This window comes from Pirellulales bacterium (genome assembly GCA_036499395.1).
Classification (GTDB): Bacteria; Planctomycetota; Planctomycetia; order Pirellulales; family JACPPG01; genus JACPPG01.
Genome location: DASYDW010000063.1, coordinates 143,088 through 165,799 on the forward strand (window position 1 = coordinate 143,088; position 22,712 = coordinate 165,799).

Annotated in this window: 16 protein-coding genes; 10 read left to right on the forward strand and 6 right to left on the reverse strand. The window is 60.0% G+C overall.

Annotated elements, in window-relative coordinates:
- Nucleotides 1–9 precede the first annotated feature (9 nt).
- On the reverse strand, nt 10–921 hold the full coding sequence (locus VGN12_09895; protein ID HEY4309749.1) for a DUF2628 domain-containing protein: 912 nt from the start codon (nt 919–921) through the stop codon (nt 10–12).
- Nucleotides 922–1,486: 565 nt separating this feature from the next.
- Here VGN12_09895 and glgA point away from each other — a divergent pair.
- The 4 genes from glgA to VGN12_09915 all read left to right on the forward strand — a co-directional run bounded on the left by glgA (nt 1,487) and on the right by VGN12_09915 (nt 8,813).
- Nucleotides 1,487–2,974, forward strand: a complete 1,488-nt coding sequence (glgA, locus tag VGN12_09900; protein ID HEY4309750.1) for a glycogen synthase GlgA — start codon at nt 1,487–1,489, stop codon at nt 2,972–2,974.
- A 191-nt stretch (nt 2,975–3,165) separates the two neighbouring features.
- Nucleotides 3,166–5,364 carry a glycoside hydrolase family 57 protein gene (locus VGN12_09905; GenBank protein ID HEY4309751.1) on the forward strand — a complete coding sequence of 733 codons (2,199 nt, stop codon included), beginning with the start codon at nt 3,166–3,168 and terminating at the stop codon, nt 5,362–5,364.
- A 139-nt stretch (nt 5,365–5,503) separates the two neighbouring features.
- Nucleotides 5,504–6,544: a galactose-1-phosphate uridylyltransferase gene (gene galT / locus VGN12_09910; GenBank protein ID HEY4309752.1), complete on the forward strand. Its 1,041-nt coding sequence runs from the start codon at nt 5,504–5,506 to the stop codon at nt 6,542–6,544.
- A gap of 97 nt (nt 6,545–6,641) precedes the next feature.
- Nucleotides 6,642–8,813 carry an alpha-amylase/4-alpha-glucanotransferase domain-containing protein gene (locus VGN12_09915; protein ID HEY4309753.1) on the forward strand — a complete coding sequence of 724 codons (2,172 nt, stop codon included), beginning with the start codon at nt 6,642–6,644 and terminating at the stop codon, nt 8,811–8,813.
- 173 nt (nt 8,814–8,986) lie between these two features.
- Here the strand turns inward: VGN12_09915 and bioD are convergent, their stop codons facing one another.
- The gene (gene bioD, locus VGN12_09920; protein ID HEY4309754.1) at nt 8,987–9,682 is read right to left on the reverse strand and encodes a dethiobiotin synthase; all 696 of its coding nucleotides are present in this window, start codon (nt 9,680–9,682) and stop codon (nt 8,987–8,989) included.
- A gap of 113 nt (nt 9,683–9,795) precedes the next feature.
- Between bioD and VGN12_09925 the strand changes: the two genes are divergently transcribed.
- The gene (locus tag VGN12_09925; protein ID HEY4309755.1) at nt 9,796–10,701 is read left to right on the forward strand and encodes a carbon-nitrogen hydrolase; all 906 of its coding nucleotides are present in this window, start codon (nt 9,796–9,798) and stop codon (nt 10,699–10,701) included.
- Nucleotides 10,702–10,925: 224 nt separating this feature from the next.
- On the opposite strand, the gene VGN12_09930 is transcribed toward VGN12_09925, so the two are convergent.
- Nucleotides 10,926–11,465 (reverse strand): DUF2617 family protein, encoded by a 540-nt coding sequence (locus VGN12_09930; GenBank protein HEY4309756.1) that lies wholly within the window; start codon nt 11,463–11,465, stop codon nt 10,926–10,928.
- Between the two features lie 754 nt (nt 11,466–12,219).
- On the opposite strand from VGN12_09930, the gene VGN12_09935 reads away from it, so the two are divergent.
- The 5 genes from VGN12_09935 (at nt 12,220) to VGN12_09955 (ending at nt 18,130) form a co-directional block, all read left to right on the forward strand.
- On the forward strand, nt 12,220–13,305 hold the full coding sequence (locus tag VGN12_09935; protein HEY4309757.1) for a PA0069 family radical SAM protein: 1,086 nt from the start codon (nt 12,220–12,222) through the stop codon (nt 13,303–13,305).
- A gap of 47 nt (nt 13,306–13,352) precedes the next feature.
- Nucleotides 13,353–13,898 carry a DUF488 domain-containing protein gene (locus tag VGN12_09940; protein HEY4309758.1) on the forward strand — a complete coding sequence of 182 codons (546 nt, stop codon included), beginning with the start codon at nt 13,353–13,355 and terminating at the stop codon, nt 13,896–13,898.
- A 103-nt stretch (nt 13,899–14,001) separates the two neighbouring features.
- Nucleotides 14,002–15,378: a replication-associated recombination protein A gene (locus VGN12_09945; protein ID HEY4309759.1), complete on the forward strand. Its 1,377-nt coding sequence runs from the start codon at nt 14,002–14,004 to the stop codon at nt 15,376–15,378.
- A 343-nt stretch (nt 15,379–15,721) separates the two neighbouring features.
- The gene (locus tag VGN12_09950; protein HEY4309760.1) at nt 15,722–16,927 is read left to right on the forward strand and encodes a L,D-transpeptidase family protein; all 1,206 of its coding nucleotides are present in this window, start codon (nt 15,722–15,724) and stop codon (nt 16,925–16,927) included.
- 240 nt (nt 16,928–17,167) lie between these two features.
- Nucleotides 17,168–18,130, forward strand: coding sequence for an acetamidase/formamidase family protein (locus tag VGN12_09955; protein ID HEY4309761.1), 963 nt, complete (start codon nt 17,168–17,170; stop codon nt 18,128–18,130).
- Nucleotides 18,131–18,297: 167 nt separating this feature from the next.
- Here the strand turns inward: VGN12_09955 and dacB are convergent, their stop codons facing one another.
- The 3 genes from dacB to ftsY all read right to left on the reverse strand — a co-directional run bounded on the left by dacB (nt 18,298) and on the right by ftsY (nt 22,648).
- Nucleotides 18,298–19,857 (reverse strand): D-alanyl-D-alanine carboxypeptidase/D-alanyl-D-alanine-endopeptidase, encoded by a 1,560-nt coding sequence (gene dacB / locus VGN12_09960; GenBank protein ID HEY4309762.1) that lies wholly within the window; start codon nt 19,855–19,857, stop codon nt 18,298–18,300.
- Nucleotides 19,858–20,186: 329 nt separating this feature from the next.
- On the reverse strand, nt 20,187–21,122 hold the full coding sequence (locus VGN12_09965) for a hypothetical protein (protein HEY4309763.1): 936 nt from the start codon (nt 21,120–21,122) through the stop codon (nt 20,187–20,189).
- 257 nt (nt 21,123–21,379) lie between these two features.
- A complete protein-coding gene (ftsY, locus tag VGN12_09970; GenBank protein ID HEY4309764.1) occupies nt 21,380–22,648 on the reverse strand; it encodes a signal recognition particle-docking protein FtsY in 1,269 nt (422 codons plus the stop codon).
- Nucleotides 22,649–22,712: the final 64 nt, after the last annotated feature.

The following is a 22,712-nucleotide window of genomic DNA, read 5'->3' on the forward strand; positions in this document are numbered from 1 at the left end:
GTTACGGCATCAGCCGTGCAAGTTAATGCCCTGAATTACCCATCGCCCCTCTTCGTTCACGAAGGTGAATTGCACTTTGCTATCTCCGTGCTCCCGCACGAGGCGGTATGTCAGCACGAGCACGCCGCTATTGTTGTGGGTTGACATCGATACGCCGTCCAGGGTCCACGTCTGGACGTGCCCCTGGCTCGCTTCGAAGACCTCCCACATATCGCGCAACTGTTCCTCCGAGGTAACCTCCTGGCAACGCTTCGAGCACAGGGCAAACGCCGCGTCACGATGACCTGCGTTCATCTGCTCGAAAAACTGCTCGGCCGCGACCTTGGCGGGCGCGAAGCCTTGCGCCGTGCGACAGCCGGCCACCACGACTGAGGAAATCAGCAGCCAAACCACGAAGAAGAGCGCCACCCAAGTCAGGGCGGCCCGACTGCCCCCACCCCGTTGCGACAACACAAGCATTAGCTGATCGCCGGTGAATCCTTCTTGGCGAGCGTGGGCGATCGCTTTCTGTGCGCGCGATAAATACCAGGCGTTCGCGCCCAGGCCGCACACGATTCCGATGACGACCCTGCCGATAAAAAACGGCGCACGCTGCTTGTCAAGAAAGCCCAGGAAGATGATTTCCGACGCGATCGACAGTACAAATCCAATCACGTAAACCGCGATCGCAGCGCGATACATCCTGCGATAGGCAAACCAGAACGTGGGAAAGAAGAACGCCATCCAATTCATGCCGACTTCGCTAGCCGGATTCTGCAGACGCGGCCCCCACTTGCGCAGAAAATAGTCGAAGTTCGGCCCGACGAAGGCTCGCAATTCGTCCACGTTCGGGGGACTGGCATCGAGCATGGGTAGTGGCGTCGAATAACCGTGCGTGCGATACGGATTGTCGACGTCTTCGATCGCCAGGGTCTGGCTCATGAGCGATCCCCATCCCTTAACTACGGCGGGGGTCGGCGCCCCCTGTCGATTCCTCGTCGCGGCGAACAAATTTCCGATTCGGCGCGGACGCCGTTTCGTGTTTTGAAAAGGCCATTGAAAGGATAGATCAATCAGCCGAGTGGCGACGAACCGCAGCGGGCAACGAAACCCCCTGCGGGCGGACGATGATGCCACGCGGTTCGAACTGTGCCGATTCTGGCGGGCGATCGCGGCGGGTAAACACGGGGGGTGTCTCCCCTTTCACAACGTATCACCCGCACAATTTGACCGCCGGTTACAATTACTTGCCGGCAGGGGTTGAAAAACCTCAATGCGGTCCACACCTAAGCACGATTCTACCAGTAACGTAAACGAGGTAATTCACGTAGAGATGACCGACAAGCCGACGTAAGTCTCGCATCCGCTGGTTTTTGCGCAACGCTCTGTTATGATTCTGACGGGTGTAGGGCGCAAGGATGGGCAGCGCCAAGCGGCTCTCGACAACGGACTTCCGGCCACGCGTGGCATGCGCTGCCTGGCCGACGACTGATGGGAGCAACCCGGAATGAATATTCTTGTGGCCACGAGTGAAGCGGTCCCCTTCGCCAAGACAGGGGGACTGGCCGACGTCTCTGGGGCGTTGCCGCTAGAGTTGGCGCGGCTGGGGCATTCGCCCGTGGTCTTCATGCCGGCTTATCGCCAGGCGCTCTCGGCCGGACAGCCGATCGAGCAGACCTCGATTCAGCTTTCAATTCCCATCGGCACCAAGACCGTCCGTGGAAGCCTGCTGCGTAGCCGTTTTCCAGGCACGCAGGTTCCGGTGTACCTCGTCGAGCAACCGCAGTACTTTGATCGCGACGGGCTCTACGGCGCCGGCGGTCACGATTACATCGACAATTGCGAACGGTTCGTCTTCTTCTGCCGCGCGATTATGGAGTCGATCCGGCTGCTGGAGTTGCCGGTCGACGTGATCCATGCCAACGACTGGCAAACCGGGCTGCTGCCGGCACTGTTGAAAATCGAATACCGGGGCGTACCGCGCTATGAGCGGATTGCCTCGCTAATGACGATTCACAACCTGGCGTTCCAGGGACAGTTCTGGCATTGGGACATGCTGCTGACTGGGCTGGATTGGAAATACTTCAACTGGCATCAGATGGAGTTCTTCGGCAAGTTGAACCTGCTGAAGACCGGTTTGGTGTTCGCCGATGCGATCAGCACTGTCAGCCCACGCTATGCCGAAGAGATCCAGGCCTCGCCGCTGGGTTGCGGTTTGGAAGGGGTGCTGCAGCAGCGGCGCTCGGTCTTGACCGGCATCCTTAACGGCGCCGACTACACGGTCTGGAATCCCGTGACCGATCGGTTCCTGCCGGTCAATTACGACGCGGCGTCCTTCACCTCGGGCAAGGCGGCCTGCAAAGCGGCCCTGCAAACCGAGTTGGGGCTGGAACTCTCGGCCGACAAGCCGCTGATCGGCATGGTCACCCGGCTGACCGATCAAAAAGGGATGGACCTCGTCGCCAACGTCATGCAGGAATGGGTCAACTCGGCCGACGTGCAATGGGCGATCGTCGGTACCGGGGACACAAAGTACGAACAGTTTCTGACGAACCTGGCGGAACGTCATCCGCACAAGGTCGCGGCCAAGCTGCAATTCTCCGAGGCGCTCGCGCACAGGATCGAAGGGGGCGCGGACATGTTCCTGATGCCCAGCAGCTTCGAGCCGTGCGGCCTGAGCCAGCTTTACAGCTTGAAATACGGCGCCGTGCCCGTCGTCCGCGCCACAGGCGGCCTGGCCGACACGATCGTTGATGCCACGCCCGAGGCACTGTCCGCCGGAGCGGCCAATGGTTTCAGCTTCCGCGAGTACAGCGTTCTGGCCTTGTCCGAAGCCCTGCGCCGGGCGGTGGAAATGTACCGCCAGCCGGAATTGTGGTCGCAACTGGTTTCGACCGGAATGCAGCAAGACTGGTCTTGGAAGCGCAGCGCCGAACAATACGTAAGCTTGTACCGCCGCATCAGCGCCCTGGTGCCGCAAGCCGCTTGCAGTTGAGAATCGCCCGCCAGGCTCGATAATCGGGTCAATCGCCGCGTGATCCAGTTCGCCGGCCGATTCGATACGAGCCGATAGACGCATGCATCGCACGCCCATGTCCGGTGGCCGCTAAAGGATTTGCCGCGGCCAAACCGGTAACGATATTCGTCGCAAGACTCGTGGGCCCGAGCCGCAAGGAGGGAATCGTTATGCATGACGTAGCTCTCGCCTTTTTCTGGCACCAGCATCAACCCTACTACCCTGACGATGTCAGCGGCGAGAATCCCATGCCGTGGGTGCGTCTGCACGCCACCAAGGATTATTGGGGCATGGCGATGTTGCTCAAGGAAGTGCCCGAGATGCACGCCACGATCAACCTCGTCCCCAGCCTGCTTGCGCAGTTGACGGCCTACACCGACCGCGGCGCCCAGGACGAGCACTTGCGCGTATCGCGACTGCCGGCCGACACCTTGGCCGAGGCGGACATGACGTACCTGCTCGATAATTTCTTCATGGTCCATCCGGATCACATGATCCGGCCTTACCGCCGGTATCTCGAGCTGTATCAAAAGCGCGGCGTGTCGATCGACACCGCGGCCCGAGCGGCCAAGCGATTCACGAAGCGCGACATTCTCGACCTGCAATGCTGGTCGAACCTGTCGTGGATCCACCCGCTGGCGTTCGACCAGGATGCCGACCTGGCCGAGTTTCGCAAAAAGGGGAAGCATTGGAGCGAGGACGAAAAGCAATGGCTGCTGGCGCGACAGATGGATCTGTTGGCCGAGGTCGTGCCGCTGCACCGCGAGTTGGCCGAAAGTGGTCAGGTCGAGCTGACGACCACCCCCTTCTACCATCCCATTCTTCCGCTCCTCTATGACAAACGTTTGGCGCGGCAGGCGATGCCGGACGTCAGCCTGCCGAAGCATCTGGAAGGGTACCGCGAGGATGCCGAGGCCCAGATCGCGCGGGCCGTCGAATATCACACCAAGTTGTTTGGCGAAAAACCGGTCGGCATGTGGCCCTCGGAAGGATCGGTATGCCAGGCCATGATCGCGGCCGTGGCCAAGGCCGGCATTCAATGGATGGCCACGGACGAGGAAATCTTGTCGGCCTCGACCGAAGGTTGGGTGTCGCGCGATGGGCATGGCTATTTGCGCAATCCAGAAATGCTGTACCGCCCCTGGCGCGCCGAGGATAAGGGGCACGCCGTGCAGATGATCTTTCGCGATCACGCGATGAGCGATCAGATCGGCTTCCACTATCAGCGCTACCAGGCCGACCAGGCGGTCGATGACTTTATGGGCAAGGTCGAGGCCATTGGCCGCGCCACCACGGCCAACGCCGGACATCGGCCCACGCTCGTGAGCATTATCCTCGACGGCGAAAACTGCTGGGAATACTACCCCAACAGCGGCGTTGAGTTTCTGCGTGCCCTGTACCGCCGCGCCGCGTCGCATGCCAAGGTCACGCCGGTCCGAGTGCGCGACTATTTGGCCCGTCATCCGGCCACGGACAAAATCGGCCATTTATTCTCAGGCAGTTGGATTCAGCACAACTTTGGCATATGGATCGGGCATCCCGAGTGCAATCGCGCGTGGGACCTGCTGTTCGAGACGCGCACTCACCTGGTGCGAGCAGCGCGCATCGGCGAGAAAACAGCCGAGCAATTGCGCGGCGCGTGGGAAGAGCTGTACATTGCCGAAGGAAGCGATTGGTTCTGGTGGTTCGGCGACGACCATTCAAGCGCTCAGGACGAGTTGTTCGACCGCTTGTTCCGCCGTCACCTGCAGAATGTCTACACGCTGCTCGACGATCCGGCCCCCACCGAACTCTCAAAGCCGATCAGCCAGGGACATCAACACGCGCGGCTGTTTACCGAGCCGACGTCGTTCTTGAACGTGCGTGTGGATGGCCGTCGCACGTACTTCGAATGGCTGAACGCCGGACACTACACAGCGTCCGGCTCACGCGGGACCATGAGCATGGTTTCGGAAGGAAAGATCGCAGATTTTTATTTTGGATTTGACGCCGATCGTCTCTTTCTTCGCTTCGACGCCCACGGTGTTACAATTCGCGAGCGCTTGGCCGAGGTCGACACGCTGAAGGTGACTTTCCTGCAACCCACGGGAATCGAACTTTTGATCTCGCATCCCAGTTGGCCGGAGCCGATCCTGCAACTGTATCGCAACGATGTGCCGGTCACGGCCTCGGGCGTCGAGGCCGTGGCCGATCTGATCCTGGAAGTGGTGGTGCCGTTCCGCAGCCTTGGGGTCGCCGTCGACGCGCCACTGAATTTTGTCGTCGAACTAGTATCTGGCGAGCAATCGATCGAACGCTTGCCCCACGAAGGAGCGATCGAGACGTTCGTCCCCTCGGCCGATTACGAGTTGCAAATGTGGCAAGTGTGAGAGACAGTCGCCGTTAGCCGGTAGTTAGTAAGGTTAGAGGTGTCAGGCGGTCCTCGAAATGATCCACAACTCAGCCGCTGAGCTTGCTCAAGGCTTCGCACTTCGACATTTTGTTTCGACATTAGTCATCTGAATACTCATGCCTGACTTACGCAAAGATCCGATCGTTGGCCGGTGGGTGATCATCGCCAAGAGCCGTGCCAAGCGGCCGCACGACTTCGAGACTACGCCCCGGGTGCGCGGTGGGAAGTTCTGCCCTTTCTGCGAGCACAACGAAGACAAGACACCCGGCGAGGTGCTGGCGTATCGCAAGCAAGGCTCGCTTCCCAACCGCGAAGGGTGGCGGGTCCGCGTCGTGCCGAACAAGTTTCCCGCGCTCGAGATCGAGGGGGACTTGAACAACCGCGGCGAAGGCATCTACGACATGATGCGCGGTGTCGGCGCCCACGAGGTGATCATCGAATCGCCGCAGCATCTGCTCAGCACGGCGGACATGACCGAGGATAATCTACGCGAAGTATTCTGGGTCTATCGCGACCGGCTGATTGATCTGAAAAAAGATCGCCGCCTGGTGTACGGCATGATCTTCAAGAACGTGGGCGAGGCGGCCGGCGCATCACTGGAACACACCCACAGCCAATTGATCGTCACGCCGATCGTGCCGATCAACGTGCGCGAGGAGATGATCGGCAGCCAGGAGTTCTTCAAATTTCGCGGCCGCTGTGTGTTTTGCGACATGGTCCAACAGGAGTTGGCGACCGAGAAGCGAATCGTGCTAGACACGCCGGGTTTTGTTGCCTTCTGCCCGTTCGCCAGCCGCTTTCCGTTCGAGACGTGGATCCTGCCCAAGGTCCACTCTAGTCATTACGAAAACATTCAGAAAAACGGCGTCGAAGACCTGGCGCGGATCATGAAGCAGGTAATGGGCAAGATCGAAGTGGCACTCGATCGGCCCGCTTACAACTACATCTTGCACACAGGACCCTTTGACACGCAAGAACTCAATCACTATCACTGGCACATTGAGATTATTCCGCGCCTGACGAAGACCGCCGGATTCGAATGGGGCTCGGGTTTCTACATTAATCCTGTACCGCCTGAGGAAGCCGCCGCGTTTCTCCGCGAAGTCGAGGCTGACCTGCACGAGCCGCGGACTCTGCCGATCAGTCAGACTGGGTAAACCACGGCGGCTGAACATGTCGAACACGGACTGTCGCTGCTAGCACATCGTGATCTGAACCATCCAACGATTTCCTGTTTCTACGCCTCTCTCATTTATGCCACATACGATTCGTCTGGCTCTGGTCCTGCACAATCATCAGCCGATCGGCAACTTCGACGGCGTCATGGAGCAGGCGTATCACGATAGCTATCGGCCGTTCCTGGAAGTCTTCCGCCGCTATCCGTCGTTGAAGATTTGCCTGCACACCAGCGGCTCGTTGATGGAATGGCTCGCGGCGCGCCATCCGGAATACCTGGATGATCTGGCCGACCTGGTCGCCCAGGATCGGATCGAGATCGTCGGCGGCGCGTTCTACGAGCCGATCCTGTCGATGATCCCCCGCCGCGACCGCATTGGACAGATTCGGGCCTACACCAACTGGCTCGAGGGGCGCCTGCGGTGCAAGGTCCGCGGCATGTGGATTCCCGAGCGTGTCTGGGAACCGACCATGGTCACTGACCTGGCCGACGCCAATATTCAATACACGGTGCTCGACGACTTTCATTTTCGCAATGCCGGATTGTCGCCCGAGCTGCTGGATGGCTACTTCATCAGCGAGAACGATGGCCAGATCCTGGCGATCTTTCCCGGCAGCGAGCGGCTGCGGTACACGATCCCCTTTGCGGCCCCCGAGGCGACGATCGACCATCTGCGCAGCATTGCCGAGCGCCGGCCCGAGGCCGTGGTCGTGTTCGGCGACGATGGCGAGAAGTTCGGTACCTGGCCCGAGACAAAGAAGCACGTGTACGAGGATGGCTGGCTCGATCGCTTCTTCCAGGCGCTCGTGGCCAACGAAAGCTGGATCAAAACCACGACGCTGGCCGACGCGGTCGACAACGTGCCACCGAACGGCAAGATCTATCTGCCCGACAGCAGCTATCGCGAAATGACCGAATGGGCGCTGCCTACCGCGCAGCTCTTGGAGTACGAGCGCGTGCGGCACGACATGGAAAGCGACCCACGCTGGCCGGTGCTATCGCAATTTGTACGGGGCGGCTTTTGGCGGAACTTCAAAGTGAAGTACCCCGAAGCCGACGAGATGTACACGCGCATGCTGATGATCAGCCGCCGCGTGGAAGAGGCCGAGCAAAAAAGGCATGACCGTGCTCTGGTCGACGCGGCGCGCAGCGAGTTGTACCGCGGCCAGTGCAATTGCAGCTATTGGCATGGTGCGTTCGGCGGCATCTATCTGCCCCATTTGCGTAACGCCGTTTATCGCTCGCTGATCGCAGCCGACAATTTGCTGGATCGCGCGGCCGATCGCCAGGATACCTGGATCGAGGCCGTGGTCGGCGATTTCAATCTCGACGCTCGGCAGGAAGTCTTCCTCGCCAATGACAAACTGGCGACGTTGATCCGGCCATGGCGCGGCGGCTTGATGTATGAGTTGGACGTCCGTTCGATCTGCCACAATCTGCTGGCCACGCTCGCCCGCCAGCCCGAAGCCTATCACCGCAAGGTATTGGCCGGGCCGAACGCGAGTTCCGATGGCGTAGGCAGCATTCACGATCGCGTGGTTTTCAAGCAGCCCGGCTTGAACGAGCGCTTGCAGTACGACAACCTGCCGCGCAAATCGCTGATCGATCACTTTCACGACAACGACGTCACGCTGGCGGCTGTTGCGTCAGGCGAGGCCGTGGAGCGCGGCGATTTCGCCAGCGGCGCTTACGACGCACGCTTGCGGCGCAACCCGAATCGTATTCAGGTGCAACTGTCGCGGCAGGGGAACGCCTGGGGGCAGTCGCTGAAAATCACCAAAGGGCTGACCCTCGAAGCCGGCAGCTCGACGATCGAGATCGCCTACATGATCGAAGGGTTGCAGCCGGATCAGTCATTCCACTTCTCCGTCGAATTCAATTTCGCCGGTTTGCCGTCCAACTGTGACGATCGATTCTTCCACGACGGCGATGGTCGTCGCTTAGGGCACCTGGGCGAGCATCTCGATTTGCACGACACGCGCTCGCTGGGTCTGGTCGACGAATACTTGGGAATCGACGTCGGTTGGAAAGCGTCTCGCGCGAGCAACATCTGGACCTATCCGGTGGAAACGGTCAGCCAGTCCGAAGGGGGCTTCGAGCTGGTGCATCAATCGGTCGTCGTGCAACCGCACTGGACCGTGACGCCCGACGCGTCAGGTCGCTGGAGCGTAACGATGGAACTCGCGATCGACACGGCCATGGCCGAGCGTCGCCGCGAACATCATCCGGTGGCCGTGGCGAGTTCATAGCATCTGCAAAGACGAGCTACAAAAAACACGAAAAGGCACGAAAAAAGATTTACAGAAGCAAGCGGAGGAAGCAGCGTCGATTTGATCCTCCGTCTGTCTCAACTTCGCTTTTCGTGTAGTTTTGTGCTTTTTGTGGCCGTCCTTTGCGAGCAACCAACCATCGTTCGGCAACGCTAGCCTCGCTTCGCCAGGTTCAGCCAGTCGATATCTGGCGGCAGGTTGCCCTGCCAGGGGACAAGACCTAGCACGGTCGGCACGCAGCGTGCCTGCAGCTCGGCCAGGTTCGTTGCCGCGCTCGTATCGGCGCCGGCTTCGTGCGGTTCGTTGACGATTACGCCAGCCACATCCAGCTCATCGCCGCAGGTAGCCGCGACGACCAGAGTGGATAGCGTGCGGTTGATTGTGCCCAGCGAATTGTCGGTCACGACAATTAGCGGGAAACCGAGTTCGGCCGCCAGGTCGGCAACGTATTCGTCATCGGTCAACGGCGAGAGCAGTCCGCCGGCCCCTTCGACGATCAAAACATCGCTGCGCGCGCGCCAGTATTCGAGGCCCGAACGCAACAGGTCGGCCGAGACTTCCTTGCCGCCTGCCCGCGCCGCCAGGTGCGGCGCCAATGCCGCGGCAAATCGCTGCGGACAGACGTGCGCAAGGTCACCCGGACGGCCAGCGCCGTTCCACAGGCTGACTGCGTCTTCGCTGACCAACTCGCCCCCGATGGTCGGACAGCCACTGGCCACGGGCTTATAGACGCCGACGCGCAACCCCTTTTCCGTCAGCGCCGCGGCAATCCGCGCGGCGACGTAAGTCTTGCCCACGTTGGTGTCGGTACCCGTGATAAACAGGCCCGGCAACTTTGCGAGATTCATGAATTCTGGCCCGCTCCTTGCGTATGATTCACACCGCCACATCCGGCGCGCCAGGGGCTGCGGCCCTTGGGTCCTTCCCCACGCGGCGCCGGATAGGGTAACATCCGAGAACCATGAATCACAGCAGCCAACCCACGTCAGGATCGTCGCGGTCGCCGTCCAAGGTATCGATCGCGCTTGTGCAAATGAGCTGCGTCGCCTCGCAAGAAGCGAATGTGGCCAAAGCCGTGTCGCGCATTGCCGAGGCCGCGAGCGCCGGCGCGCAAATCGTCTGCCTGCAAGAGTTGTTTGCCGGACTTTACCCTTGCCAAAGCGAGGACCACACCCGCTTCAGCGACGCAGAGCCGATCCCCGGGCCGACGACCGAACGCATTGCCGAGGCCGCGCGGCGGCACGGCGTTGTCGTTGTGGGTTCGTTCTTCGAGCGCCGCGCGCCCGGACTGTATCACAATACGGCACTGATCTTCGACGCCGACGGCAGCGTGGCGGGCAAGTACCGCAAGATGCACATCCCGGACGATCCGCTGTACTACGAGAAGTTCTACTTCACACCGGGCGATCTGGGCTTTGCCAGCTTTCCCACACGCTACGGGCGCATCGGGACGTGCGTTTGCTGGGACCAGTGGTACCCCGAAGCGGCACGGCTGACCGCGCTAACCGGGGCGCAAATCCTGTTTTATCCCACGGCCATCGGTTGGCATCCGGCCGAAAAAGATGAGTACGGCGCGAGCCAGCATTCGGCGTGGGAAACGATGATGCGCAGCCACGCGATCGCCAATGGTGTCTTCGTGGCCGCGGCGAACCGCACCGGACTGGAAGGCAATCTGCAATTCTGGGGCGCGTCATTCATGGCCGATCCGAACGGCAATATCCTGGCCCGGGCCAGCCACGACTCGGAAGAGACGCTGATCGTCGAATGCAACCTCGACAAGATCGACGTCGTGCGGACGCACTGGCCCTTCTTGCGTGATCGCCGTGTGGACGCATACGGCGACATATCACGGCGCTATCTCGATTAGCGATTGCCGATATGCTGCCGAGCTAATGCAGTTCTTGCCACCGAGGGCACAGAGAACACCGAGGTGAATCGGTTTTTCGCGCGTCGACACCTTTATTGGCGGCGTCATCGCCGGTGAATCGCGAAGAGTCCACGCGGGTCGATCAGCCGTTAGTAAAGAAATCTGACATCTCTGTGGTCTCTGAGACCTCTGTGGCTAATTGCCGTCTCTGTGGCCGATTCCGTCTACGGTACTTCGTAGAGCGACTGGCTTTTGACGATCGCGTAATCGTCAGGAAAGGTGTGGAAGGCCTGGACCAGCAGGCTGCGATTGCGCGTCTCGACGTTGATGTAACTGAGCGCGCCCAGGGCCATGCGACCGCTGGAATTGAAATGGTGCAGCATGCCTTGCCGCTCGCCCGAGAATGCTAGCTCTTGCTGGAAAGTCCAGAAGACCTCGGGCTCGACCGGTTCCAACTGGAAGTTGACCTGGTAGGCGGCACCGCCCCGGCATTCCATCCGATCGCTGCGTTCCCCCTTCAGCCGGTATGACAGCAGGCGCCGCTTTTGCGGCAGCGGATGATGGGCCGACGTGCAAACCTCGGTCAGCACCAGACCGTCGTACCGCCAGGTAACGATGTGGCCAGCGCTGGTGATGCTGATCGTGGCCTCGTAACCGCCACGTTTGACGGTGTGGCTGCTATAGACTTCGAACAACTCGGGGTGCAGCGACCTTCCATAGAGTTGGAATACCAACTCGGCGACTTTTGGTCGAACGGAAAGCACGTCATCAATTCCTTGGGCTTCTGCACATCTGTCGTCTGCGATTCTAGCCGCGGCGATTCAATCCACAACATAGTCGCCGCGCACGATCACACGACCTCGAACGAGTCGCATTATAAGCCGACCTTCCGCGTGCGACAAACGGAGTTTACCGACAAATCATGACGCCAGCGTTTTCGCTCTTGACAGACGCGCCTCGCCACATCCCAACGGTGCCATCACGACGCGCGTCACCATGAGCGCACATCACATTTATTGACGCTTGACAAGTTGCGCGCAAGTCTGAATCTGTGTTCGTCGATGCGCCACGCGGATGATCTTCTTCCGACTGAAGAGTCTGGATGACGAGTAAGAACTCATCCGCAGATCTCAAGATGACGCAGATTGCAAAAGCAAGCCGTAGGCGCGTCCGCGATTCTTGAACAAGGTTATCTGTCACACCCTGCGCGGCCATCCTTTTTCGGTCCTCAAATCTGCGTCCCTCTGCGCAATCTGCGGAGGATCCGTTCTCCTGCCATCCGAGTTCCCATCGTTCGAATGCATTGACCCCGGGCTGCAAGAAAAGTGCAGCAGATCACGGTTGCTGATTCCACTTTTTTCGCGCCTTGCTCGATTTTCTGCGCTCTTAGTGGAAGCGATCCCCGCGAGGTCGATTTTTCCGAGAGCACCAGCGGTATAATGTGCCATGAACAATTCGGATCGACCGTCAAGAAACAACAGCCGACTTCCTTCCAAAGCGTTACAAGTCAGATTGATCATGTCGGACGAAAAACGCACCAAGATGGTCGGTCGTGGCGCGACGACCAGCCCGGCCAATCGTTTCGAGGCGGTGCATCTGGAATCGCAGTTCGACGATCTCGAAGCCGATGACGAATCGCTCGACGGCCGGCGTGCCGTGCCAACGCAGTTTTTGCCCGACAGTTCGCAATCGATTTTTGCCACCAACGACAGTCCCGACATTAGCTTTCGTTACAGTATCAACGCCTATCGCGGTTGCGAGCATGGGTGTGCCTACTGCTATGCGCGGCCGTCGCACGAATACCTGGGCATGAACGCCGGGCTCGATTTCGAGACCAAAGTCATGGTCAAGCACGACGCGCCGGCGCTACTGCGGGCAGCGCTCGCAAAGTCGAGCTGGCAAGGCGAAATGATCACGATGTCCGGCGTCACCGATTGTTATCAACCGATCGAGCGCAAGTTGCGTTTGACGCGCGGCCTGCTGGAGGTCATGAGCGAAGCGCAACAATGTTGCGGTATCATCACGAAAAATGCGCTCGTCGGACGCGATCTCGACATTCTCACCGAGCTGGGGCGGCAAAACCTGGTTCATGTCCACATCAGCATTACCACGCTCGACAACGAGCTCTGCGGTTCGCTGGAACCGCGCACGTCGCGCCCTGCCGCGCGATTGGCCGTCGTACGACGCCTGGCCGAGGCCGGTGTGCCGGTGGGAGTCATGGTCGCACCGATCATTCCTGGATTGAACGATCACGAAATGCCAGCGATCCTGGCCGCGGCCGCCCGGGCCGGCGCGCAGCACGCGAGCTATGTTTTGTTGCGACTGCCGCTGGCCGTGGAACCAGTCTTCCGGGATTGGCTGGCCACGCACCGCCCTGATGCCGTGTCACGGATCGAAACGCGCATCCGCTCGACGCGCGGCGGGGCGATGTACCGGTCTGGTTTTGCCGAGCGGCAGCGCGGCCGCGGTAAATACGCCGAACAAATCAAGCAGACGTTTCAAGTCTTTCGCGCGAAGCACGGTCTCGATCGGCCGCTCGCGCCGCTCGACACGTCGTTGTTTCGACCGCCGCGGCCGTCGTCCGGTCAAATGAGTCTGTTCTAGACGTGAATTGGTCTCAGCAGTTTTCGACTACCTTTCCGGGCAAAGCAATGGCTCAGCGAACTCTCTTCACGATCGGGCATTCAACGCACCCGTGGGAAGAGTTTGTCGCAATTCTGCAGGCCTGGAAAATCGAAACATTGGTCGACGTGCGCACCGTTCCGCAGTCGCGCGCCTTTCCGTGGTTTGCCAAGGCACGCATGACTCGGGCCCTTCCGAAAGCTGGCATCGAATACGTTCACCTGCCGGCGCTCGGTGGGCTACGACGGGCGAAGAAGGATTCCGTCAACGCTGGGTGGCAAAATTCCAGCTTCCGGGGATACGCCGACTATATGCAGAGCGATGATTTCGAGCAGGGCCTGGCTGAGTTGAACGCGCTGCGACGCAAATCTCGCACTTGCATCATGTGCTCCGAAGCAGTCTGGTGGCGCTGCCATCGCCGGATGATTGCCGATGCCGAGGTCACGCGTGTCATCCCTGTGAAGCACTTGATGAGCGCGACCAAGGCGACGCCGCATGAGCTCACGGAGTTTGCCGTGGTCAAGAAACGGCGCGGCAGTCCGGCCCTGGTCACGTATCCGCAGCCGGCCGCCTGACGAAGGCTTGTAGCCCAGGTCGCGCGGACACGCCAGCGGTATATAATGCCCTGGCTCTCGGTGGGCGCCCAATTGTTGACCTTCTCGCGCGACGACAATCCGTATGAAGCCTAATCGCGGACCTTCTCTGTTCGAAGCGGGCGAAGCACAGAATCGCCGGCGGGCGCAGCCCCTGGCCGCGCGCATGCGCCCCCGCACGCTGGCTGAATTCGTGGGCCAGCGCCAGTTCTTGGGAGAAGGAAAATTGCTGAACCGGTTACTGAAGGCCGATCGCCTGGGCTCGGTCATCTTTTACGGCCCTCCCGGCACGGGCAAGACGACGCTCGCGCGTCTGCTCGCCGCGGAAAGCAAAAGCGCTTTCGTTCAACTCAATGCGGTCACGAGCGGCGTGAAGGAACTGCGAGAAACACTGGATGGCGCCCGCGATCGACTATCGGGCGGCGGCAACAAAACGCTGCTCTTTGTCGACGAGATCCATCGCTTCAATCGCGCGCAGCAAGACGTGCTGCTGCCGGATGTCGAAGAAGGCATCGTGATCCTGGTGGGTGCGACGACGCAAAATCCATTTTTCGCTATCAATAGCGCGCTCGTGAGCCGCAGCCGTGTTTTTCAGTTCGAGGCGTTGTCGGTGGACGATATCAAGCAGGTCCTGCGCAGTGCATTAGCGGACAAGGAGCGCGGCCTGGGCTCTGAAGACGTGCGGCTCGAGGATGATGCTCTCGAGTTCCTGGCCGAAATAAGCGACGGCGACGCGCGCCGGGCCCTGTCGGCGCTTGAGGTCGGCGTGCTTTCGAGCAATTCGCGACCGCTGATATTTACGAGATCACTTGCCGAAGAATCCGTGCAGCGCAAAGCCGTGGCGTACGACCGGACGGGGGACGCTCATTACGACGCAGCGAGCGCGCTGATCAAGAGCATCCGCGGCAGCGACCCTGACGCAGCACTGTATTGGCTGGCACAAATGCTCGAGGCAGGCGAGGACGTGCGCTTTCTGGCCAGGCGGATCGTGATCGCGGCCAGTGAAGACATCGGCAATGCCGACCCGCACGCGCTGCCGCTGGCCGTGGCCGCGATGCAAGCGACCGAATTCGTGGGCCTACCGGAATGCCAGTTGCCGCTGGCGCAGGCGGTCACATATCTGGCCTGCGCGCCGAAGTCGAACGCTGCCACGGTAGGAATCTCGGAAGCGCGCGCCGACGTTAAAACGGGTCGCCTGCTGCCGGTGCCGGTCCATCTGAAAGACAGCCATTATTCCGGAGCGAAGCGGTTGGGGCACGGCGAAAGCTACGAGTACGCGCACAACGCGCCGGATGCCGTGGCGGCACAAGACTACCTGGGAGTCGAGCGCGAATACTACCGACCAGTGCCACGCGGTTTCGAATCCGAATTGGCCGAACGGCTGAAAAAAATTCGGATCCGCCTGCGCGAGGGAAAGGCGCAGCAAGCTGCTAGCAAACCCGCGCCGCATGAGCGCGAATGATCGCGCTGGAACGAAGCGCCAAACTGGGCAATTTCAATGTTTGCCCAAATCACGTTCTTCGCCGCATCGTTGGACGAAATGATGCCACCGGTCGCCTCGGCGAACTCGTACCCAGTGCTCCCGCTCTTCATACCGATATAAAGAACAACGGGGTTGACCCCTCGCGGCTGACATAGCGTCAGAAGACGACTTGTCCTATGATCTTGCCGCAATTTGCCATGCGGTACAGCGGGTTACGGCGATCGCAGAAAGCGGTCATTCGATCGCAAAATTCTGCCGCATTCAAACCATCGCGGCTGACCGCGCCGCCACGGTCCACAACGGGATCTCCAGGAGAACGACGGTGCAGGCCTTTAAAACACTCCTCATTGTCGCCGTACTTTCGGCGGTTGCCTATGGCGTGTATGTCGCGCTGACGGGTGCGCGTGACGTGGAACCACCGCCCGGTGTCGTTGCGGAAGATTGGCAAGGTGGACCGCAGATCGAACTGCCGCCGAGCGACGGCGCAGCGTCGGGTCCGCCGGCCATCCTGGGCGCCGCACCCCCAGCGCAAGCTGCACCGCAAGTCGTGCAGCCGCAAACGGCCACCGCCGTGGAAGCCCCGCCGTTCAGTGCTCCTCCTTCGACACAAGATTCCGGCGCCGCTCCGCCGTTTGTCTCGCCGAACGTCGGTCCGGGTAATCCCGAGATGCCGCCGGTCGGATCCGAAGTGACGGCCGAAATGTCGCAACCGCCGATTCACGATCCGGCAACGCAAGGCGTCGACTATCGCCAGGCACCGACGGGTGACGGCGCCATGTTGGCTCCGCCCGTGGGCGAAGTTCCTCCGGCCAGCGACTTGCCGGAGAGCACATTCGCCACCGACTTCGCAGCGTCGCAAGCGCTACTGGCCGAGAATCGCCTCGATCCCGCCTTGTTGCTACTCTCGCGCTGGTACGACGATCCACGCCTATCGCCACCCGAGCATCAACAGTTGATGCCGCTGTTGAACCAATTGGCGGGCACGGTCATCTATTCGCAGGAACATTTGCTGCTGCCGGCCTACGAGGTGCAGCCTGGCGATACCTTGGACCGCGTGGCCCAGCATTATCGCGTGCCGGCGCAGATCCTGGCCAAGATCAATGGGATTGCCGATCCGAACCAACTGCGACCGGGCGATAAGCTGAAGGTCGTACAGGGACCGTTCGACGCCACGATCAACAAGAGCACGCGGCAGTTGACCATGATGCTGGGCGGGCGCTTTGCCGGGCAATTCCCGATCGGCATCGGCGCCGATCAGACAACGCCCGAAGGGGAGTTCGCCGTCAAGACGAAGACCCCGAATCCGACGTATTACGGGCCGGACAAAGTGATCGATGCCAACGATCCGACCAACCCGCTGGGCAAGTTTTGGATCGGCCTGGATGACCATTTCGGCATTCACGGCACGAATGATCCGAACAGCATCGGCCTGGCCGAATCGCGGGGCTGCATCCGCCTGAGCCCGCGCGACATCGAAGACGTCTACGATATGATGACCAGCGAATCACGCGTCAGGATTGTGCGATAAGCGTTTGGATTCTTGACCTCACTCCCTGACAGGCGACGCGTGAAGCGTCGACTAGGCGGCAGGTGAGCGGGAATCTCTCACAGGATCTCGCCAGGTACAAAGCTACCGGGCACGAAAAGCTCCTGCTCTCTGCGGTCGCCCGATACGTTTCTTTCGGGGACGCTTCCCACGGCATATCATGGCAGCGTCGCGCGCTCCTCCGTGCGCCATATGCTTAGAACCGCTGCTGGAGAAAACACCGTGCAACGCATCGAACGCGAGCAAGCGAGAAAATACGCCTTCAATTTTCAGGACGCGCCGCTGCTAAAGGTCGAGTCGGGCGAGACGTTCGAGATCGAAACCTACGACGCCAGCACCGGGTACTTCCGTAGCGAAGATGACAAGGCGGTGCCCGGGCGGCGCCCCGGATTCGATCGTTCTCCGCCGATGGCCAACCCAATCGGCGGCCCAGTCTGGGTTGCGGGGGCGGAACGCGGCGACGTCCTGGTAGTGACAATCGACGAGATCGTCGTCGATGATTACTCGTGGATCGCCGTCGGCCCGCGCCGCGGTCCGCTGGGCGAATCGACGCGCTGGCCTGAGCTGTCAGCCGAGTACACGACGCGCATCTTTCGTCACGCGCCAGGCACCAGCGGCACGATGCGTGACGGCACCTTGAAATTCAACGACCGGATTACCTGGCCGCTGACGCCGTTTGTGGGCACGCTAGGCGTCGCGCCGGACCGTGAGGTGACCACGAGCGTCGATGGGCAAGGAGAATGGGGTGGCAATCTGGACATTCGCGATGCTGCGCCTGGCAATCGCATTTTCATCCCCGTGTTTCACCCAGGCGCGCTGTTCTACTTGGGGGACGTACACGCCAGCCAAGGAGACACCGAGTTCACCGGCACCGCGGCCGAGACAAAATCGACCGTGCGGCTGAAGCTCGAAGTGATCAAGCAGAAACGGATTCCGTGGATGCGTATCGAGAAGCCGGACTCGATCATTTCACTGCATGCCTTTCGCCCGCTAGAGATCGCAGTCGAGACGGCCACGGTGAACCTGATGGATTGGCTAATCGCGGATTACGGCTTCTCGCCGACGGACGCCTACTGTTTCGTCAGCACCTGCCCCGACTTCCGCATCAACGTTTACCAAATGTGCAAGCTCGGCAAGCTGAACTACGTGGCGGGCGCGGAAGTGCCGAAGAAATACCTTACGTAGTGGGCAGTCGGCAGAGGGCCGTAGGCAGTGAGGAAATGCGGCGTGCGGAGTGGTGAATGATGAACTCAAGATTGCGGCTCTGCAGAAGCAGCGCGGCGAGCCAGCCAATTGCTTGCCGCACTTGGCATTCAGCACTTCTTCACTGCCCTCTGCCTACTGCCTACCATCTACTGTTCGACAATGGCTTCGCAGATTTTGCCGAGAACCTGACCGATGCGGTCACGCTCTTCGCTCTTGGCGAGTTGCACCTGATTGACCACGAGCGACAGGGCCACGCGCTTGCCGGAGCCCGTCGTGCCGTAGCCGGCCAGCGCCTTGCTATTGAGCAACGACGTGCGATTCATGGTGTTCGTCCAGATCAGCGTGCCTGTCTTCGCGTGAAATTTGTCGCGCGCCGGGCTGTCCTTGCCGACCGCGGTAGCCAGGGTGCCGTCTCCTCCCAAAACCGGCAACGCGTCACGATAGATCGGAAAATCGGGGCGAGTGGCCATATAACGCAGCAGTTGCACCGTCACGCGCGGCGTCGTGTAGTCCGCCCGATCCCCTCCGGCACCTCCGCCGAACGAGATTGCATCGACGTCGACACCGGCACGGGCCAGAAAATCATGCTGCCGATGCAATCCGGCTGCCAAACTACGTTCCCCATGCCGCGACGCCACGATCAAGGGGAGCGTGCTGGCGTGCAAGTTGTGACTGACCTTCAAAATCAGCTTCGCTGATTCGGCGAACGGTGGCGATTTCAATAGCGCCAAGCGCTTCAACGACGCATAGTCCTCGGGCTCGGGCAGTTCGTCTTCGTCGTTCGACTCAAACGGCGACGCTTCGACGGTTACGCCAGCCCGGCGTAACGCCTCGATCAATAGCGCCCGCGCAAACGATGCTGGATCAGCAACTTCGTGAATTCGCACGATGGGCTTATCCGCGGCCTTGATCTGGCCGCGGACGATCACGACGTTCTCTGCCGGCGAGACAATGTCGACGTGCGTCTCTTCGTCGGAGCTCACCGTGTCGACCTGCACGTCCACATGCACGGCCGACGTTTGCGGCCGCCACTCGAACTTGGCCGGCTGACCGGCCTCGGTCGGCGTCACACGCACGTCGATCAAATTGTCATTGACGATGATAGGCGTCAATAAGTCCGGCCCGCTACCGGTTCCTTCGGCCTGATCGAATAGCCGGTCGTCGATTACGACGTCCCCATCGACGTGCTTGATCCCCGCGGCCAGCACTTGCTGGGCGATATCATTTAGGCCGGCCAAGGGATCGGGCTTCGTGATCTCGGCCGAACGACTGAAGTTGGCATACGTATGATCCGAATCGACGAAGGCAATCCGCCCCGCTTCATCCGTTCGTCCCCCCATCGTCAGGTCGCCGCTGGCCACGAGTACCAGATTGCCGTCCAGTCGACCGTCCTTGTCGATCTCGCCATCGGCGTACACCGGCGTCTCGAAGCGAAAATCCGCCCCCAGTTCGTCGAGTGCGGTTGCCACGGAAAACAACTTCGTCGTCGAGGCGGGGGCAAAAAGCTTATCGGCCGATCGTTCGTAGAGCGTGTCCCCCGACTCCATGTCGACGATCAGCAGCCCCCAATGGGCATGCTTGAACTCGGGCGCGTCGACGATGGCTTCGATGCGCTTCGATAGTTCGTCGGCGGCAATGGCGCTCGAGGCATCGGGCGCGACCGTGACGAGAGAGACGAGCAAGAAGAATAATGCTGTATAGCGCACGGGCCGGTCCTCCAAAATGTCCCTTGGCAAATATAGCTCCGCCCGCGGGCGCCATTTTGAACCGCATCCAAGGGCTTTGCAACGCAGTCAACCAGGACCAACTGTACTCAACCGTCGCGATGCAGTATTCACACCAGCCCGCAAGGGTGCTTGACTCTCACCAATGAAAAGAATGCACGACACGGATGCATCCGACGACAGCCGCGTACAATGGCGCGGCAAAGCACCGACGAGCATCTTGGTTGACACGCCGCATGCTTTATCCACGTACCGCGGAAAAAGCATGGTACGAAGGGACGACACCGCCAGCTGAATACGTGAACACGCTGCTAGGGCAATGCGGGCACACTAATAACAGTACTCGGCATGGACTTTTTGAATAGCCGAACCCCCTCGGCTGTAACGCGGTGACTCCGGAAGGATATCTCTTTGAGATTGGGAATATGCTGTAGCTGAAGTAATCCCTCATCGGTAATCAAGGGACTGTCGAGCGAAAGAAATTCGAGCTGTGAAGCACCGGCAAGGTAGTGTAGGCCCTCATCTGTAATTCGTTCATTGAAGATCTCAATAATTGTTAGCCGCTTTAATCGCGATAACGCTAAAAGGCCGGTATCAGTAACTTCGTCCGATCTAATATAGAGCGATTCAAGGTTAGGAAGTGACTCTAAGTTATTGAGTCCATTGTCGTTCAGATTTGGACAGTGCAATAAAAGCTTGCGCAGCTTATTGAGCGATCTCAGATGCTCAAATCCGTGTCCTGAAATATGGGAGTTAAAAATACGTAGAGATTCTAAACGGCCCAAGCGGCCAACCGCTGATAGACCAGCATCAGTAAGGTTATGACACGAGAGCGTCAGTTTCCGTAGGTTAGTCAACCGCGTTAATTGATCTAAGGTGGCATCGGTTACAGCATCTGAATAGACCTGCAATTCTTTGAGATTGTTCAATTGACCAATATATGAGACACCGAAATCAGTTATCCGATCAGACTGAATATTGAGGCGACGTAAATTTTGGAGACGTGCGATCTGTGCTAGTGTGTGATCGTTGAGTTCCGGGTTGAAGATAGTGACCACTTCAACCCGGGCAAAGAATTCGTTTCCTACGATGCGTCTTAGCCACGCTGGTCCTGGTGGCGTTGGTTTGACGTGCAAGTAAAGTGCGTCGATCTGATGCTGAAATCCGATCGATGCATTTGGAAACCGCTCGAGCAATTCTCTGACTATACGCTGCTGCTCAAACCGCGGACTGATGAACCACCCCATCCCGAGCGCCAACGCTGCAATTAGTAGCAGAAACGCTCCGAGGCTGAAGCTGAACCAGGATCGTCGGCGTGTGACGTTTGGAGCTGGCATCCTTGGATTATAGGCTGACGCCATTGCCGATAGCGCTCGAAGTGACCTACGCGATGCAAGAGCGACGAGCGTCGTCGAGATATCTCAATCAGCCAGACCGCGGCATTGCATTCAATGCCGTTACCGATGCCAGCCGATGAGCCCTCAAAACAATAGGGGTTGACCGGTTACGATGCATTGCCCGAGGGCATCAAGTCCTCGAACATGGCTTCCACGAATTGGTCGGGATTGAAGAGGGTCATGTCTTCGGCCTTTTCGCCGACGCCGAGATATTTCACCGGCAGACCGACCTGCTGCCGGATGGCGATGACGACGCCCCCCTTGGCCGTGCCATCGATTTTTGCCAACACGATTCCGGTACACTGCACGGCTTCGCTGAAACTCTTGGCCTGGCTGATACCGTTTTGCCCGGTCGTCGCGTCGAGCACCAGCAGCACTTCGTGCGGCGCACCCGGCACCTTCTTGCCGATGACGTTGTGGATCTTCGTGAGTTCCTTCATCAGGTTCTGCTGCGTCTGCAGCCGACCGGCCGTGTCGACGATGCATACATCGGCGCCTGTCTCCACCGCGTGCGCGACGGCACGATGGGCAACGCTAGCCGGATCGCTCTTGGCTTCGCCGGTGACGATTTCCGCCCCCAAGCGACCGGCCCACACGGTCAATTGTTCGACCGCCGCGGCGCGGAAGGTGTCGCCCGCGCCCAGAACGACCTTCTTTCCCTGTCCGATGAAGGTCCGCGCCAGCTTCGCGATCGATGTCGTTTTGCCAGCGCCGTTGACGCCCGCCACCATAATCACGGTTGTGCCGGTGGCTGCGAAGCGGATTGGCTCCTCAGGCTGCTTGAGCAGTTCCTTGAACTTGCTTTTCAAGGTGCCGACGACGTCCTCAATGTGAACGACGCGGCCACGGAAATCGGTGCGCACCTGGTCGATCGCCTGCTGCGACGCGACGACCCCCATGTCGGTCTTGATCAAGATCTCGAGCAGCTCGTCCAGAAAGGCATCGTCGACCAGACGCCCCTCGCTTTTGAAGAGATCGCGAATATCGGTGTTGAGGATCCGCGTGGTCTTCTTCAGCCCTTCGCGAATCTTGGCAAAGAAACCCCCTTTCTTCGGCGGCTCGGCAGCGGGAGCCGGCTCGGGGGGCGGCGGAGTTCTGGGCGGGGCGGGGGGAGGCACCGCGGGGGTCTTGGCGGCAGGCGCCGGTGCGGGCTGTTTCTCAGCTGGCGGAGCAGACTGCTTCTCAGCCGGAGGTGCGGCCCCGGCTGCGGGCGCCAGAACGGTCTTGTCGGCGGGGCCGACGCGCACCGTCGGTTCGTCAGCGGGCGCGGCGGGGGGCTGCTGCGCGGCCGGCTCTGCTTTCGCGGGGTCCGCAGCAGGCGTTGCCGCAGGCGGCGGTGCGTCGGACTTCTTCTTGAACCGGTCGAGAAAACCCATCTTCAAGCTACTTAGAGGGATGTAGAGCCAATATGAAAGCAATCGGCATGCGGCCGGAGCCGAG